Origin of the sequence: Geomonas paludis (assembly GCF_014193585.1) — a bacterium.
Taxonomy (GTDB): domain Bacteria; phylum Desulfobacterota; class Desulfuromonadia; order Geobacterales; family Geobacteraceae; genus Geomonas; species Geomonas paludis.
In genome coordinates this window covers 405,924-419,923 of sequence record NZ_BLXY01000003.1, presented here as the reverse complement: position 1 = coordinate 419,923, position 14,000 = coordinate 405,924, and the positions used below count along the sequence as shown (strand labels likewise).

Sequence of the window (14,000 nt, the reverse complement as noted above, 5' to 3'; positions counted from 1 at the left end):
CAAAGAAAACAAAATCTTGGGGGTGAAAACGGTTTCTTAGCGCCTTTGCGCCTTTGCGTTAAATAACGGTTTGTTTTGCTCGAACGAAAACAGGAGGCGGGGAATTTCCCGCCTCCTGTTTTATTAACCATGCGTTGGCTCCAAGATACCCCTTTATAGTGGCAGCTTCTTGAACCCGGTCATCATCTTCCAGGTGCTGTCCTTGTATCCCGTTTTCACGACCTTGACCCGGTAATAGTAGGAGACCCCGGGGGAGCGGCCGTTGATGGGGGCCGTTACTGCCTCGCCACGGTACGCCTCTCTAACCCCCATGGTAAAGGTGGAGTTGTTGGCCTCCTGCAGCACGTAGGTGACACCGGCTTTGGAAGAGCTGTTCCAGGATAGCTGGTAGGAACCATCTTGCTGAGTCGCCGATGCGGTCAGCATGGTTAGCGCGGGAAGGAGGGCCCCCGGTACGGCACATGCGGCAGCAGCCGTTTTCCACGCGCTGTCGGCGTACTCTGGGTGAACGGCCTTCACCCGGTAGTAGTAGACGGTGTCCTGGCTCCTCCCGGTAATGGCCTGCCTGAGCCCGGATACGGCGTATTCCTGCACGCTCTGGGTGAAGGCAGCGTCGGTTGCTTCCTGGAGCAGATAGGTAACGCCTTTGGTCGCGGAGGCGCCCCAATAAACTGCGTAGATGCCATCGATGTCAGCGGTCGGAACGGCCAGGGTGAGCGGGACGGCTGCGGCGACGCCCATGCCGATTACCTTGCAGCCGACCGCCTGGGTTTTCCAGGCGCTGTCCTTGTACCCGCTCTTCACAGCGCGCACGCGGTAGAAATAGGTGGTGCCGGTGACCCCCCCGCTGATGGAGGCGCTGGTCTCGCTGCCGCGGTAGGCCTCGGTGACCCCGGCGGTGAAGGTCGCGTTGGTCGCCTGCTGCAGCACGTAGGTCACGCCGCCTGTCACCGGGGAACTCCACCTGACCGTGTAGCTGCCGTCAGCATCGACGGTGGGTACGGTGAGGGATGCCAAGGGCGCCAATGTGGTGCCCGGCACCGCGCAGGGCGCTGCTGCCGTCTTCCAGGTGCTGTCCGCGTAGCCCTCACGCACGGCCTTGACGCGATAGAAGTACCGGTTCCCCAGCTGTTTGCCGGTGACGAGCTTGCCGAGGGTCGCCACCTGGTACTCCTGCACCATTTGTGTGAATGCCGCATCGGCGGCTTCCTGCAACAGGTAGGTGACTCCCTTGGTGGCGGACGCCCCCCAGGAGACCGTGTAGCTGCCGTCGAGATCACCCACGGGAACCGTGATGGTGAGCGGTGCAGCGACCGGAACCAGTGCGGTTACCTTGCAGCCTGTCGCAGATGCCTGCCAGGCACTGTCCTCGTAGCCGGATGCCACGGTTTTAACCCGGTAGTAGTAGGTGCTGTCGACGACGCCTCCGGTTATGGCGGTGCTGGTCGCGCTGCCGCGGTATGCCTCTCTGAGCCCGGTGGCGAAGTTGGCGTCGGTTGCTTCCTGCAGCAGGTAGGTTGCGCCCTGGGTAGCCGATGCGCTCCAGCTGACCTGGAAAGTTCCATCAGGTCCGACGGCGGGAACGGTGATGTCCGCTGGTGCAGCCGCCGGGTTGGGGCCGACCTTGCAGCCGGTCTCCGAGGTTTGCCAGGAGGAGTCCTGATAGGCAGGGGCAAACGCCTTGATGCGGTAGTAGAAGGTGGTGCCGACGAGGGCGCCGGTAATTGTTGTGCCGGTCGCAGTGCCTTGATACGCCTCACGCAGACTGCCGGAAAAGGTCGGGTCGGTGGCTTCCTGCAGCACGTAGGTAGCACCATTGACCGCCGACGCGCTCCAGGTAACGGTGAAGTTGCCGTCGCTGCTTTGGGCGGGGACGTTGAGCGAGCCGACGGAGGGGACGGGCGTCCCGGGGACGGCACAGCCGGTAGCGGAGTTCGTCCACTCGCTGTCGGCGTAGCCGGTCAGGGACGCCTTGACGCGGTAGTAGTAATAACGGCCTGCCGTTTTACCGGTGAGGAGCAGACTGGGGTCGGTGGCCTGATACTCTTGCACGTTCTGCGTGAAGTGCGCATCGGTCGCCTCCTGCAGGATGTACGCTGCCCCGTTGGTTGCGGAAGCGCTCCAGGTTACCAGGTAGCTGCCATCGGCATCGGCGGCGGGTACGGTGATGCTTTGCGGTGCTGCGGCTATGGGCGTCGGCTGTACCAGGACGATCTGCCTTACCTTGTAGATGTCGCCAACCGCAGCGTTGTAGCCGAGCGGGGTGCCGCCGGTACCCCTTCGAGCGCCGTTCTCGAGCCAGAACGAGAAGCCGTCTCCAATCAACGGGGCGACGTCGACCTGGCCGTCAGGGGAAACCACGTAGCTGCACAGGATCGGGTCGTTGACCGGTAGCTCCTCCCATAGGCTGTTCCCGAGCCCTTGCCCGCCATAGGTGAAGTAGCACATCCCATCGCCGTCGAACTCTATCTGCCCGTTGCCGCCGGAGATGCCCTTGTCCAGGCCGGAGGTGCCGCTTCCGTCGCCGACACTCGGGGCGTAGAAGCGTGCCTCCTGGTAGGAGAAGTTGTAGCTACCCTTCAGGCTGGTTCCGGACATGTCTGCAGGTGCTTTTACCGCCACGAGCTTGCGGCTGAGATAATCCTGATTTACTGTCTCCGCCCCGCCGCCGATGAGGGTGCCGCCGTCGGGCGTCATCAGCAGCGCGGATGTCCCGGTGGTCGTCGTGAGGGTTACCAGGCCTGTCGCGGCAACCGAGTAGCTGCAAGAAGCGGGGGGGCTGGTAATCGTGTTGGCGGCGAAGGAATCACCGTGGACGAACTCTTTCCCTTCGCTGCTTATCGAGCATCCCCCGTTGCCGTCGAAGGTCAGCGAGCCGGCGACCTCCCGCAGGAGATCGGAAACGGTACCAGGAGCCGCCTGCCGAAGGCCGAAGTCCTGACCGACGAAGCGGTAGGTGCCGGCGAGAGACGCATTGGTGAGGCTGCTGCCATTCTTTACTGCGACCATCTGTTTCGCTGACAGCCCCGCTGGCCCGCCGACGTCAGAGCGCGCTGCGGCGGCGCCGGTAGTAAACATGTTGCTGTCGGGGCTCAAGAAAAAGGAGAAGGTATCCGTGTCGGCGCTGACGTCGAGTATGCCGGTCGGAGATACGGTGTAGCTGCAGGTCGTTGCCGTCTTGCTTAAATGGGAGCCAGCCACGGTGACAGCTCCCGGGCCTTCGCTGGCTACTTCATAGCCGGTCCCGGAGTAGGAAAACGTACATGTGCCGGTGCCGTCGAAGCTGATGGTCCCGGTGGAGCCAAAGACACGGCTGTACCGGTCCCCGACGACAAAACCGCTTTCCTGGTTGACGAAGCTGTAGGTTCCTGCAACCGAGGCTGCAGAAACAGCTCCCAAGGCGGAACTTTCCGTTACCAACGTTGCACCTAAAAGCAACAGTGCAACGGCTCTCCCTAACGTCATAGCATCTCCTTTAGAAACAATAGGTGGCCATCAGCTTGAACAAAGGCCAGCCACTCTACCATACCAGGAGGTGCTTAACTATAAATTTATGAATTTAGAATAATGGAGTTGCGGCAGGACAACTGTGAATACTGCTGACAACCTGATCTTTTAGCCGCTGGATACTGGCAGCTATGGAAATGAATGTGCCGGAACATGACGAGGATGTGATTCGGCGGGAGCAAGGGCAACTGCTGCAGCGCTCCAACGAAAAAGGAGGCGGGGAATTCCCCGCCTCCTTTTGTTCTGATGCCGGCGTTGCTTACTTCGCGAGCTTGATCGGGAAGGGGCCGGTTTTCTGTCCGGTGAGGTTGCTCTGGATATAGACGTTGTAGGTGCCGGTAGCCTGTCCGGTGGTTTTCCAGTTGAACTGCCAGGTGTTGGTCAGGCTGTCGTACTGGAGCCCGCTGGCCCCGGCATCGTCCAGGGTGATGGCGTCGCCAAAATCGCTGCCGTTGCTCACCTGGTAGATAATGACGACGGGCTGGGCGCCGGCACTGGCGAGGACGGTACCGGTGCTGTTGGTGAACTGCCACTTGAGCGGGATGGCGCTCTTGATCTTGTAGGCCTTGTTGGCGTCGTAGGGAGCCAAGAGGCCGTTGAAGCCGTACTGTACGTTCACGTCGAACCTGGCGCTGGCGCCGTTGCCGTGGTTGTCCTTGGCGCTGCAGGTGACGCTGGTGGTGCCCAGGGCGAAGCTGCTGCTGGAAGCCGGTGTGCAACTGACCGGGACGTTGCCGTCAACGAGGTCGGTCGCGGTCGGTTCGTAGGTAGCGGCCTGGCCGGTGATCAGGGTGAGCCCCTTGGGCACGCCTTCGAGCTTGGGTGCGGTGGTGTCCTTCACCGTGATGGACTGGGTGGCGGTGCCGGTGTTGCCTGCGGCGTCTTTCGCGGTCCAGGTAACGGTGGTGGTGCCGACCGGGAAGACGGACGGTGCGTCGCTGGTCAGGCTGATGACGCCTACCGCGTCGCTTGCGTTCGCGCTGCCGGTGGCGACGGAGGTAGTGGGGCCGGTGGCCTCAACGGTGACCGCTGCGGGCGGGGTCACTACCGGTGCCGTGGTGTCCTTCACGGTTACCGACTGCTTTGCAGTGCTCGCGTTGCCCGCTTCGTCGCGTGCGGTCCAGGTGACCACGGTGGTGCCGACGGGGTACAGGGCCGGGGCGTCGCTGGTGATCTCTTTGACCCCGACGGCGTCGGTCGCGCTGGCGGTGCCGATGGTGACCGGGGAGTTGGGGGCGGTCGCCTCGACCACTACTGCCGCGGGGGCGGTGACGACCGGTGCGGTGGTGTCCTGCACGGTGACGTTCTGCTTGGCGCTCCCGATGTTGCCGGCCGCGTCGCTGGCAAACCAGGTAACCACGGTGGTGCCGACCGGGTAGAGGGCGGGGGCGTCGCTAGTGATCTCCTTGACCCCGACGGCGTCGGTTGCGGTGGCGGTGCCGATGCTGACCGGGGAGTTGGGGGCGGTCGCCTCGACCACTACTGTCGCGGGGGCGGTTACGACCGGTGCGGTGGTGTCCTGCACGGTGACGGACTGCTTGGCGTTGCCTACGTTGCCGGCGTTGTCGCTGGCAAACCAGGTGACCGTGGTGGTGCCGACCGGGTACAGGGCGGGAGCGTCGCTGGTGATCTCTTTGACCCCGACGGCGTCGGTGGCGCTGGCGGTGCCGATGGCGACGGGGGACTCCGGTGCGGTCGCCTCGGCGACCACTGCGGGGGGAGCGGTCACCGCCGGGGCGGTGGTGTCCTGTACCGTGATGGAGAAGTTGCCGCTGGCCCCGTTTTGGGCCGCGTCGGAAGCGCTGCAGGTGACGGTGGAGGCCCCCAGCGGGAAGGTAGCGCCGGAGCCGGGGGTGCAGGTGACGGTGAGATCGCCGTCGACGTTATCCTTGGCGCTGGGGAGCGTGAAGCCGACCTCGGCGCCGTCCGCGGAGGTCGCTTCGGCGGTGATGTCGGAGGAGAGGTTGGCCAGTACCGGTGCGGTTACGTCGAGCACCTTGACGGAACATTGCTTGCTGTCGGTGAGGGCTCCGGCATCGGTGACCAGAAGTTTGAAGGTCATGGTGTCGTTGAGGGAGTCCAGGTGCGGAGCGGCAAAGCTCAAGGTTTTGGCGGTCCCCTCGTCGTAGCTGGGCAGGTCGGCGTTGGGCGTGCCCAAAGCCTGGCTCCAGTTGTAGCTCGCGATGCCGTTGTCGCCGTCGGTGGATCCGGAGCCGTCCAGGGTCAACTGTGCCCCTTCGTTCACCGTCTGCGGGCAGGAGAGGGCAGCCTTAGGAGGATCGTTTACCCAGAGTACGTTGACGATCTGCTCCGTGCTGCTTTCCAGGGAACCGTCGGAAACGGCCAACTGGAAGCTGAGCGAGGTGCCGTTGGGGAAAGGAACATCCGTGGGGGCGGTAAAGCTCGCCTTGGCGCCGTCGGCCGTCAAGGTGACCCCGGGTCCGGTCAACTGGGACCAGGTGTAGGTCAGGTTATCGCCGTCTGGATCGGAGGAGGTGCTGCCGTCCAGGGTGACCGTGGTGCCCTCGTACACCTGGCTCGGTGCGTAGCTCGCCGACGCCACCGGCGGACGGTTGGTGACCACGTTGGCCACAACCACGTTGGTGGTGAGGCTCTTGCTCTGCAGCGGGGAGCACCCGGTGACCGTGAGCTTGAAGGTGAGGGTGGCTCCGGACGGACCGACCTCGGGGACGGAGAACTTGGGCTGGGCGGCTGTGGGATCGTCCAGGGTCACGGCCGGGCCCGCGGTCTGCTCCCAGAGGAAGGTCGCATCGTCCTTGGACGATTTTCCGTTTAGCTTCACCAGGGTGGGGACGCCGCTGGAGTCCTTCTCGGGGACACCCTGGTTTGCCGGAGAAATCTGCGGGTCGACGTTGCAAGCCGGTGGTGCAGCCAGTACGGGCGATGCCATCAGCAACCAAACCATCGCGGAAAGTAGTTCTCTTCTCATCTCCAGGTCCTCCTTCTCCAGTTAGTATCACGTGCGCGCATCAGTGAAAAATAGTGTCAGCCGGTTACGGTAGCGGCAGTATCTCCCGCCGGATCTACCAGATGTCTGGTTATGGCGACGGCGATGCCGAAGCGGTCGGCCTCCGGCTCGACCCTAACCACGTCTGCCTGGCAGCGCAGCCGCACCTTGTGCTCCTGGTTCAGGTGCTCCAGCAGCATGACCAGTTCCAGGTTTTCCCCCAAAGAGACCTGCTGATCGGTGAAGAAGTAGAGGCCGCAGGCGCTGAAATCGCGGGTGATGCCCATGCCCTGCTTGATCTCCAGCGGGATCTCCCCTTTAAACCGGACCGCGTTTCTCTCAGCGAAACTTTTCATATAGTCACGTCCGAAACCCTGCAGGCATAGTCTCTGGTTGTAGATGATCTACTGATACGCCATAGGTGCAAAGAATTGAATATACTGGGGGGCATAAATCTCTATAACTTTAGATATAGAAGAAATGTCTTTGGCAGGCAGCGAACTACTGTCGGATGGATTATCTTGACCTGCGCTCCATGCTTTTGTTATCTGTATCCGGTACTTATGGTCGCTTTGCAGAAAGGTTGTGGGGCCGGGGCTGACATGTCGGCGGCGTCTTCATGTAATCGGTTCTAATTCGTGGGGGTAATTGTCTACAGCAATTTATATGAAGATTTGCTATAAAAGCTTCCCACGTGGAGGATGATTGATGACTATTGAAGAAGCTTTTGGCATTGTGATCCGCAGATTGAGAAGGGAACGCAACCTTTCCCAGGACAAGTTGTCCATGTCCAGTTGCCTGGACCGCAAGTTCATCTCCAATATTGAAGGGGGGAAGCAGCAGCCGAGCCTGGTCTCCATCTTTGCCCTCGCCAGTGCCCTCAATACTTCCGCTTCCAGCATCATCTACGAGACTGAATTCATTCTGAAGATCAACACGCCTGACCGGCTGAGGAGCGAAGGTTCCAAGATAGACTGGATCAGTAGCATGGAGATCATGATGAACAAGATCAACAACAGTTACCAGGGGTCGGAGACCATCCTCATCGTCGACGACGAGAAGCAGCTCCGCGAGATGCTGTCCGACTTTCTGGCCAGCTACGGATACAAGGTCATCACCGCCGAAGACGGCCAGGATGCCATCGAGAAGTACACGGAGAACGGCCCCATCCACCTGGTGATACTGGACGTGGTGATGCCGCGCAAGGACGGTATCAGCTGTTTCAAGGAGATCAGGAAGGTGAACCCGAACGCCAAGGCGGTCTTTATGAGCGGCTACCGGCCGGACCACCTGCAGGCCAAGGAGGATTTCCACCTGATCCAGAAACCCTTCTCGCCGGTCGAGATGATCAAGGCGATCAGGAATGCGTTGGAGTCGGACTCGGAGCCGATGTTCGACTGACGGCAAAGGGACAGAGCACCAAGAGGTGCTCTCTGCTGAAGGGGAGGGGAGTTCGCAATGAACTCCCCTTTTTGCGTTCAGGGGTGCTGGTAGAAGAGGCTGAGCAGCCAGGCGGTGGCCAGCGTCGAGCAGAACCAGACCAGCGCCCGCGGCGTGATGTCCTTGGGTATATCGATGTAGGGGCGCTCCCCGCGCAGCGACTGGATCTTGTACTCGATGCTCTGCTTGCCGTGCACGAAGACGGCGATGGAGACGGGAAACCAGATGGCGCCGGTTATGGTGCAGAGGGCGCTTACCGGGCCGGTGAGGTGCTCGCCGGTGGAGAGCATCAGTGCCAGGGTCATGCCGGAGAGCAGCGACGAGGTCTTGGTGGCGTAGGGTATTTTCATGGCCAGTCCCCCTGAGTTGGGAGGGTGGGTGCCGACCAAGAGAGCAAAGCATACCGCGCCACATTAGCAAGTTAGGGAACGGTTGCCGGCACGCCGCGGTTGACAGGGACGGAGGCTTTGTGGTAGCAAGGGGTAGCCTTGTTTGCCGGCTAACTCTTTGATTTATAGGAGTTTATGTGAAAGATACAATGTTGTGCCGCAGGATGTTTCTCAAGTCCTCAGCTTTTTTCGCAGCAACGGTGCTGGGTGCCAAATCGGCCTTCGCCAAATTCATGGAAGGGGGCGGGGCACCCGAGGGGAAGCTCTCCCTTTACAACGTGAACTGCAAGGAAAGGCTCTCCGTCACCTACCGCAACAGCCTGGGCGAGTACTGCGACGAGGCGCTCCAGGCTCTGAACTGGATCTTCCGCTGCCACCATACCAACGAGATCACCGCCATGGACCTGCGCGTGCTCGAGTACCTGAACCGGCTGGACAACTGCCTGGGCGGGGACAACGAGATCCACATCATCTCCGGCTATCGCTCGCCCGAGTACAACGCGCGTCTGCGCAGCAGGTCGGCCGGGGTGGCCAAGGACAGCCTGCACATGAAGGGGATGGCCATCGACCTCGCCATCCCGCGTATCGGGCTGGACCGGATCAGGCGCACCGCCATCGCCCTCGCCGCCGGAGGGGTGGGCTACTACCCCCAGTCCGGCTTCGTCCACATCGACTCCGGCCTGTTCCGAACCTGGTAGACCCGAACCGTCTCCGGCTGGCCGTATATATTTAACAGGCATCTGAGCGGACGTGGAATTCGTGGCACCGAACGTTTAATGCTACGATGAACTTCAACCTGCCACAGCTGGGGAATCAGCCGAACAGCCTGGTTTGCAGCAGGTAAACGCCGATGCCGCCGAAGTAGCCGAGCAGGGCGAGGCCGCTGATCCGCTTCATGTACCAGAAGAAATGCAGCTTCTCCAGCCCCATGGCCGCGACCCCGGCGGCCGAGCCGATCACCAGGATCGAGCCTCCCGTCCCCGCGCAGTAGGCCATGAACTCCCAAAGGAAGCTGTCCGCCGGGTGCTGGGCCAGGTTGTACATCCCCATGCTGGCCGCGACCAGCGGTACGTTGTCCACGATGGCGCTCACCAGCCCGATGAGGGTCACGATCAGGTCCAGGCGGCCGATGGCCCGGTCCAGCCAGGAGGCGATCGCCGCCAGGATGTGGGTATGCTCGAGGGTGGCCACCGCGAGCAGGATGCCGATGAAGAAGACGATGGAGCTCATGTCGATCTTCTCCAGTGCGTGGGCGAGGGTGAAATGGCGCTTGTCCATCTCCTCCTTGTTGCGGTGCACCAGGTCGCCCGCTAGCCACAGGACGCCAAGGCCGAGCAGGATCCCCATGAAGGGGGGGAGGTGAGTGACGGTCTTGAACACGGGAACGCTAACCAGGATGCCGATGCCCAGGAAGAACATGAGGTTGCGCTCGAAGTTCGTGGTCTGGGGGAGGTCGCCATTCTCCAGACGCACCGGGGCCACCACCTCGCGCCCCTTGAGCTGGTAGGCAACGACAGCCAATGGCAGCAAAAGGTTTACCAGGGAAGGGGCAAGTACCCCCTTCATGATCTCGAGGGTGGTTATCTGTCCGCCGATCCAGAGCATGGTGGTGGTCACGTCGCCGATCGGGGTCCAGGCGCCACCGGCGTTGGCGGCGATGACGATGAGCCCGGCGAAGAAGAGGCGGTCCTCCTGGCGGTCCAGGAGCTTCTTCATCAGCGAGATCATCACGATGGTGGTGGTGAGGTTGTCGAGGACGGCACTCAGGAAGAAAGTGACAAAGCCGACCAGCCACATCAGCGATGACAGTTTGCGGGTCTTGATATGTGCCGTGATCACCTCGAAACCGTTGTGGGCATCCACCACTTCCACGATGGTCATGGCCCCGATCAGAAAGAAGACGATCTGTGCCGTAGCGGCCAACGATTCGTTCAACTGATGCACGACGAGGTGGCTGTCGGGGCTCAAGAGGGCGTACACGGACCAGAGCAGCCCGGCGCCAAGCAGTGCCGACGATGACTTGTTGATCCTGATGGGGTGCTCCAGGGCAATGGCAGCATAGGCAACGAGAAAGATAGCAATGAGCAGTGATGTCATGTCCGTGGCTTCCTGGGAGTGGCGCTAAGGTGAACTTGGCATAAATAGCCCAACTCCAGCGCAGGGTAAAGGATTTTCGGACGCTACGTCCGCGAAGAGAAAGGGCCCGTCCCAAAGGACAGGCCCCTTTTTTGATTACTGCACCTGCTAACGCTGATGCTAGTACCCCAGCGCTCGCGGCAGCCAGAGCGAGATTATGGGCACGTAGGTCACCAGCAGCATGAAGCCGAGCATCGCCATGAGCCAGGGCCAGACCGCAATGGTGAGTTCCGATATCCCCATTTTGGTGATGCCGCTGGAGACGTAGAGGTTCAAGCCCACCGGCGGGTGGCACATGCCGACCTCCATATTCACCGTGATCAGCACGCCGAAGTGCACCGGGTCGATGCCGAGCTTCATGGCGACCGGGTACAGGATCGGGGCGAGGATCAGGATGATGGAGGAGGGCTCCATCACGTTGCCGGCCAGAAGCAGCAGCACGTTGGTGACCAGCAGGAAGGAGACCACGCCCAGGTTGTGACCGAGGATCCAGTCCGCCATGAGCTGCGGGATGTTCTCGTGCGTCATCAGGAAGGAGAAGAGCACGGCGTTGGTGATGATGTACAGGAGCATCGCCGACATGCTGGCCGAGTCGAGCAGCACCTTGGGGACCTTCTTGAACGGTACGTCGCGGTAGACGAAGACGGCGATGACGAAGGCGTAGACCGCGCTCATGGCGGCCGCCTCGGTCGGGGTGAACATGCCGGAATAGATGCCGCCCAATACGATGACGATCAGGAACAGGCCCCAGATGCTTTCGCGCAGGGCCTTGGCCCGCTCGCCCCAAGTCGCCTTTTTCATGCGGGGGAGGTTACCCTGCTTCGCCCTCCACCAGGCCACCAGGCCGAGCAACGAGGCCAGCATGAGGCCCGGGATGACACCACCCATGAACAGCGCGCCGACCGACGAGTTGGTGGCGACGCAGTAGACCACCATGGGGATGGAGGGGGGGATCAGGATGCCTAAAGAGCCCGAGGTGGTGATGACGCCGGCGCCGAAGCGCTTGGGATAGCCGGCGCGCACCATGGCCGGCATCATGATGGAGCCGATGGCAACCACCGTGGCGGGGCTGGAGCCGGAGACCGCGGCGAAGAGGGCGCAGGCCATGACGCCGGCAAGGGCCAGGCCGCCGTGCCAGTGGCCGACCATGGAGGTGGCGAAGTTGATCATCCTCTTGGCCACGCCGCCGTGGGTCAGGAAGTTGCCCGCCAGGATGAAGAACGGGATCGCCATGATCTCGAACTTCTCGATGCCGGTGAAGAGCTTCATGGCCACCGCTTCGGTGGGCACCTCGGAGAAGAAGAACAGGAAGGTGAGGACGGTAAGGCCCAGGGCGATGGAAATGGGCATGCCGGTCAGCATGAGCGCCAGCAACAGCGCGAAGACGATGCCGGTGCTGCCGAGGGTGGCTATCGCTCCAAGGATGACGGCGATGCCCAACAGCCAGGTGGCCGCCTTTTTCTTGGAAAACTGTTCCCAGCCAACTACTGCAGTACTCATTTCACACCCCCCTGCTCTTGCTTATGGTTGAACTTGTGCTGCTCGTACTCTTCCAGTGCTTCGGTGGCGTCCAGCGTGCCGATCTCGTCGATGCCGTCGACATGGGCATGGTCGTGGTGCGGCAGCTCTCCGGTGCGCAGGAAGGCGACGCCCACCTGGAGGAAGCGGAAGCACATCAGGTACGAGCCCAGCGGAACGGCGGAGTAGATGATCCAGGTCGGCCACTCGAGGTCCGGGGTGATCGGCCCTTCGATCAGGTCGGTAATGTTCATGCCCAGCTTGTTGAAGACGGCGTAGTGCATGCCGTTCTCCCAGACGAATTTGGCGCCCAGGGTGCCGATCAGGCCGGTAAAGAGCGCGCCCCCCAGGATGGCGATGATCACGGTCACCTTGCGCCAGGAGTCGGGGAGTCTCGTGACGATGACGTCAACGCCGACGTGGATGCCGCTTCTGACGCCGTAGGCGGCGCCGAACTTGGCCATCCAGACGAACATGTAAATGCAGAGCTCCTGCGCCCAGCTCATGTTAATGGTAAGCAGCCAGTCCTGCAGTGCCGGGATGGGCAGGCCGGACAGATAGCGATGGCCGACTGCCAGGGCGATGATCACCGTGGCGGCGGCGATGAGGAAGGTGATGATGATTTCCTCAAGATGGTCAAGATACTTCATCATGATGGGCTTCTCCTGGAACTCGTTCAAACGGCCGCCCGCTCGGGCGGGCGGCCGTGACGTGCAGGTGTGGTGTGGTTAGTTCGGGTTGTAGCCGGTGGCGGCGTAGACTTCCTTGACGATGTCGGCACCGATACGTGCCGTGTTGTCCTTGTGCGCCTTGTCCATCGCCTTCTTCCAGGCGGCGCGCTCCTGCGGGGTCAGGGAAATCAGCTGGCTGCGGCCGGACTTCTTGACGGCGGCCAGGGCCTCGTCGTTGTCCTTCTTGGCCACGTCGTTGGCGAATTTGGTGGCGTCCTTCATGCACCCTTCCAGGATGGTGCGGATGTCGGCCGGCAGACCCTGCCAGAACTTCTTGTTGACGATGACCGCGTAGCCCAGGTAGCCGTGGTCAGAGAGGGTGACGTACTTCTGCACCTCGTGCATCTTCTGGGTGTAGAGGTTGGAGGGGGGATTCTCGGTGCCGTCGACGACGCCGGTCTGCAGCGCCTGGTACACCTCGGAGAAGGCGAGCACCTGCGGGATGGCCCCTACCGAGCGCATCTCGGAGTCGAGCACCTTGGAGGACTGGATGCGCATCTTCTGCCCCCTGAAGTCGGCGACGCTCTTGATCGGCTTGTTGGCGCTCATCACCTTGAAGCCGTTATCCCAGTAGGCGAGACCGAGGATCCCTTTGGGCTCGAGTTTCTTCAGCAGCTTGGCGCCGACCGGACCCTGGGTCACCTTGTGCAGTTCCTGGTAGTTGTCGAAGATGAAGGGGAGGTCGAATACTTCGAACTCTTTCACGCCCAGCGGAGCGAACTTGGCCAGCGACGGCGCCAGCATCTGGACTGCGCCCAGCTGCAGCGCCTCCATCTCTTCCTTGTCCTTGTAGAGCTGGCTGTTCGGGTAAACCTCGACCTTGACGCGCCCCTTGGTGCGCTCCTCGGCCAGTTTCTTGAAGTAGTCGGCGGCCTGCCCTTTCGGGGTGTGCTGTGCGACGACGTGGCTGAACTTGATGACGATCGGTGCGGGTGCGGCCCATGCGGTAACGGGCAGGGCAAGGGCTGCGGCCATTACCAAGCTTTTAAAACAGGCTTTCAGGTTCATACGGTACTCCTCCTTGGGGTGTGTGCTGCTGGTGTTAGAGCTGATTGATTAACTCAATGCATCATGAATTCTGCGCCGTTGATGGTGACGCGTATACGATACATTGTTTTGTTGCAACTGCGGTGCCACTGGCGTGGTGATGTAACGTGCTGTTCTATATGGTGTGCTCTTGGCAGAATGATGGTTGTGGCGAATTATCGTGGCTGAAATCCGCCACTGCGGTGGCGGATAGTTGCCAGCGTAGGGTGCGGGAGCTGGATTAGGACGAGGGCGAGAAGGCGAGTGACGGGCGAAGAGGTGGTT

10 protein-coding genes are annotated in these 14,000 nt (G+C 61.5%); 2 read left to right on the top strand and 8 right to left on the bottom strand.

Annotated elements, in window-relative coordinates:
- Positions 1–153: 153 nt before the first annotated feature.
- The 3 genes from H7687_RS11725 to H7687_RS11715 form a co-directional block, all read right to left on the bottom strand.
- Complete coding sequence (locus tag H7687_RS11725) at positions 154–3,465, bottom strand: fibronectin type III domain-containing protein (protein WP_183347508.1); 3,312 nt, start codon at positions 3,463–3,465, stop codon at positions 154–156.
- 301 nt (positions 3,466–3,766) lie between these two features.
- Positions 3,767–6,457 carry an HYR domain-containing protein gene (locus H7687_RS11720; protein WP_183347506.1) on the bottom strand — a complete coding sequence of 897 codons (2,691 nt, stop codon included), beginning with the start codon at positions 6,455–6,457 and terminating at the stop codon, positions 3,767–3,769.
- 56 nt (positions 6,458–6,513) lie between these two features.
- A complete protein-coding gene (locus H7687_RS11715) occupies positions 6,514–6,831 on the bottom strand; it encodes a PilZ domain-containing protein (protein WP_183347504.1) in 318 nt (105 codons plus the stop codon).
- A 352-nt stretch (positions 6,832–7,183) separates the two neighbouring features.
- On the opposite strand from H7687_RS11715, the gene H7687_RS11710 reads away from it, so the two are divergent.
- Complete coding sequence (locus H7687_RS11710) at positions 7,184–7,876, top strand: helix-turn-helix domain-containing protein (protein WP_183347502.1); 693 nt, start codon at positions 7,184–7,186, stop codon at positions 7,874–7,876.
- 77 nt (positions 7,877–7,953) lie between these two features.
- Here the strand turns inward: H7687_RS11710 and H7687_RS11705 are convergent, their stop codons facing one another.
- The gene (locus tag H7687_RS11705; RefSeq protein WP_183347500.1) at positions 7,954–8,265 is read right to left on the bottom strand and encodes a hypothetical protein; all 312 of its coding nucleotides are present in this window, start codon (positions 8,263–8,265) and stop codon (positions 7,954–7,956) included.
- 176 nt (positions 8,266–8,441) lie between these two features.
- On the opposite strand from H7687_RS11705, the gene H7687_RS11700 reads away from it, so the two are divergent.
- On the top strand, positions 8,442–9,002 hold the full coding sequence (locus tag H7687_RS11700; RefSeq protein WP_183347498.1) for a YcbK family protein: 561 nt from the start codon (positions 8,442–8,444) through the stop codon (positions 9,000–9,002).
- Between the two features lie 115 nt (positions 9,003–9,117).
- On the opposite strand, the gene nhaD is transcribed toward H7687_RS11700, so the two are convergent.
- The 4 genes from nhaD to H7687_RS11680 form a co-directional block, all read right to left on the bottom strand.
- Positions 9,118–10,401 carry a sodium:proton antiporter NhaD gene (gene nhaD / locus H7687_RS11695; protein ID WP_183347496.1) on the bottom strand — a complete coding sequence of 428 codons (1,284 nt, stop codon included), beginning with the start codon at positions 10,399–10,401 and terminating at the stop codon, positions 9,118–9,120.
- A gap of 159 nt (positions 10,402–10,560) precedes the next feature.
- Positions 10,561–11,940 (bottom strand): TRAP transporter large permease, encoded by a 1,380-nt coding sequence (locus tag H7687_RS11690; protein ID WP_183347488.1) that lies wholly within the window; start codon positions 11,938–11,940, stop codon positions 10,561–10,563.
- Positions 11,937–12,611: a TRAP transporter small permease gene (locus tag H7687_RS11685; protein WP_183347486.1), complete on the bottom strand. Its 675-nt coding sequence runs from the start codon at positions 12,609–12,611 to the stop codon at positions 11,937–11,939. Before H7687_RS11685 ends, H7687_RS11690 begins: the two co-directional genes overlap by 4 nt.
- A 75-nt stretch (positions 12,612–12,686) precedes the next feature.
- Entirely contained in the window at positions 12,687–13,697 is a 1,011-nt protein-coding gene (locus H7687_RS11680) for a TRAP transporter substrate-binding protein (protein ID WP_183347484.1), read from the bottom strand.
- Between the last annotated feature and the right edge of the window lie 303 nt (positions 13,698–14,000).

Excerpts from the sequence above, each read along its gene's own strand:
- H7687_RS11720 (WP_183347506.1), bottom strand. The coding sequence starts at position 6,457 with ATGAGAAGAGAACTACTTTCCGCGATGGTTTGGTTGCTGATGGCATCG.
- H7687_RS11705 (WP_183347500.1), bottom strand. The coding sequence starts at position 8,265 with ATGAAAATACCCTACGCCACCAAGACCTCGTCGCTGCTCTCCGGCATG.
- H7687_RS11690 (WP_183347488.1), bottom strand. The coding sequence starts at position 11,940 with ATGAGTACTGCAGTAGTTGGCTGGGAACAGTTTTCCAAGAAAAAGGCG.
- H7687_RS11710 (WP_183347502.1), top strand. The coding sequence starts at position 7,184 with ATGACTATTGAAGAAGCTTTTGGCATTGTGATCCGCAGATTGAGAAGG.
- H7687_RS11715 (WP_183347504.1), bottom strand. The coding sequence starts at position 6,831 with ATGAAAAGTTTCGCTGAGAGAAACGCGGTCCGGTTTAAAGGGGAGATC.
- H7687_RS11685 (WP_183347486.1), bottom strand. The coding sequence starts at position 12,611 with ATGATGAAGTATCTTGACCATCTTGAGGAAATCATCATCACCTTCCTC.
- H7687_RS11725 (WP_183347508.1), bottom strand. The coding sequence starts at position 3,465 with ATGACGTTAGGGAGAGCCGTTGCACTGTTGCTTTTAGGTGCAACGTTG.
- nhaD (WP_183347496.1), bottom strand. The coding sequence starts at position 10,401 with ATGACATCACTGCTCATTGCTATCTTTCTCGTTGCCTATGCTGCCATT.
- H7687_RS11680 (WP_183347484.1), bottom strand. The coding sequence starts at position 13,697 with ATGAACCTGAAAGCCTGTTTTAAAAGCTTGGTAATGGCCGCAGCCCTT.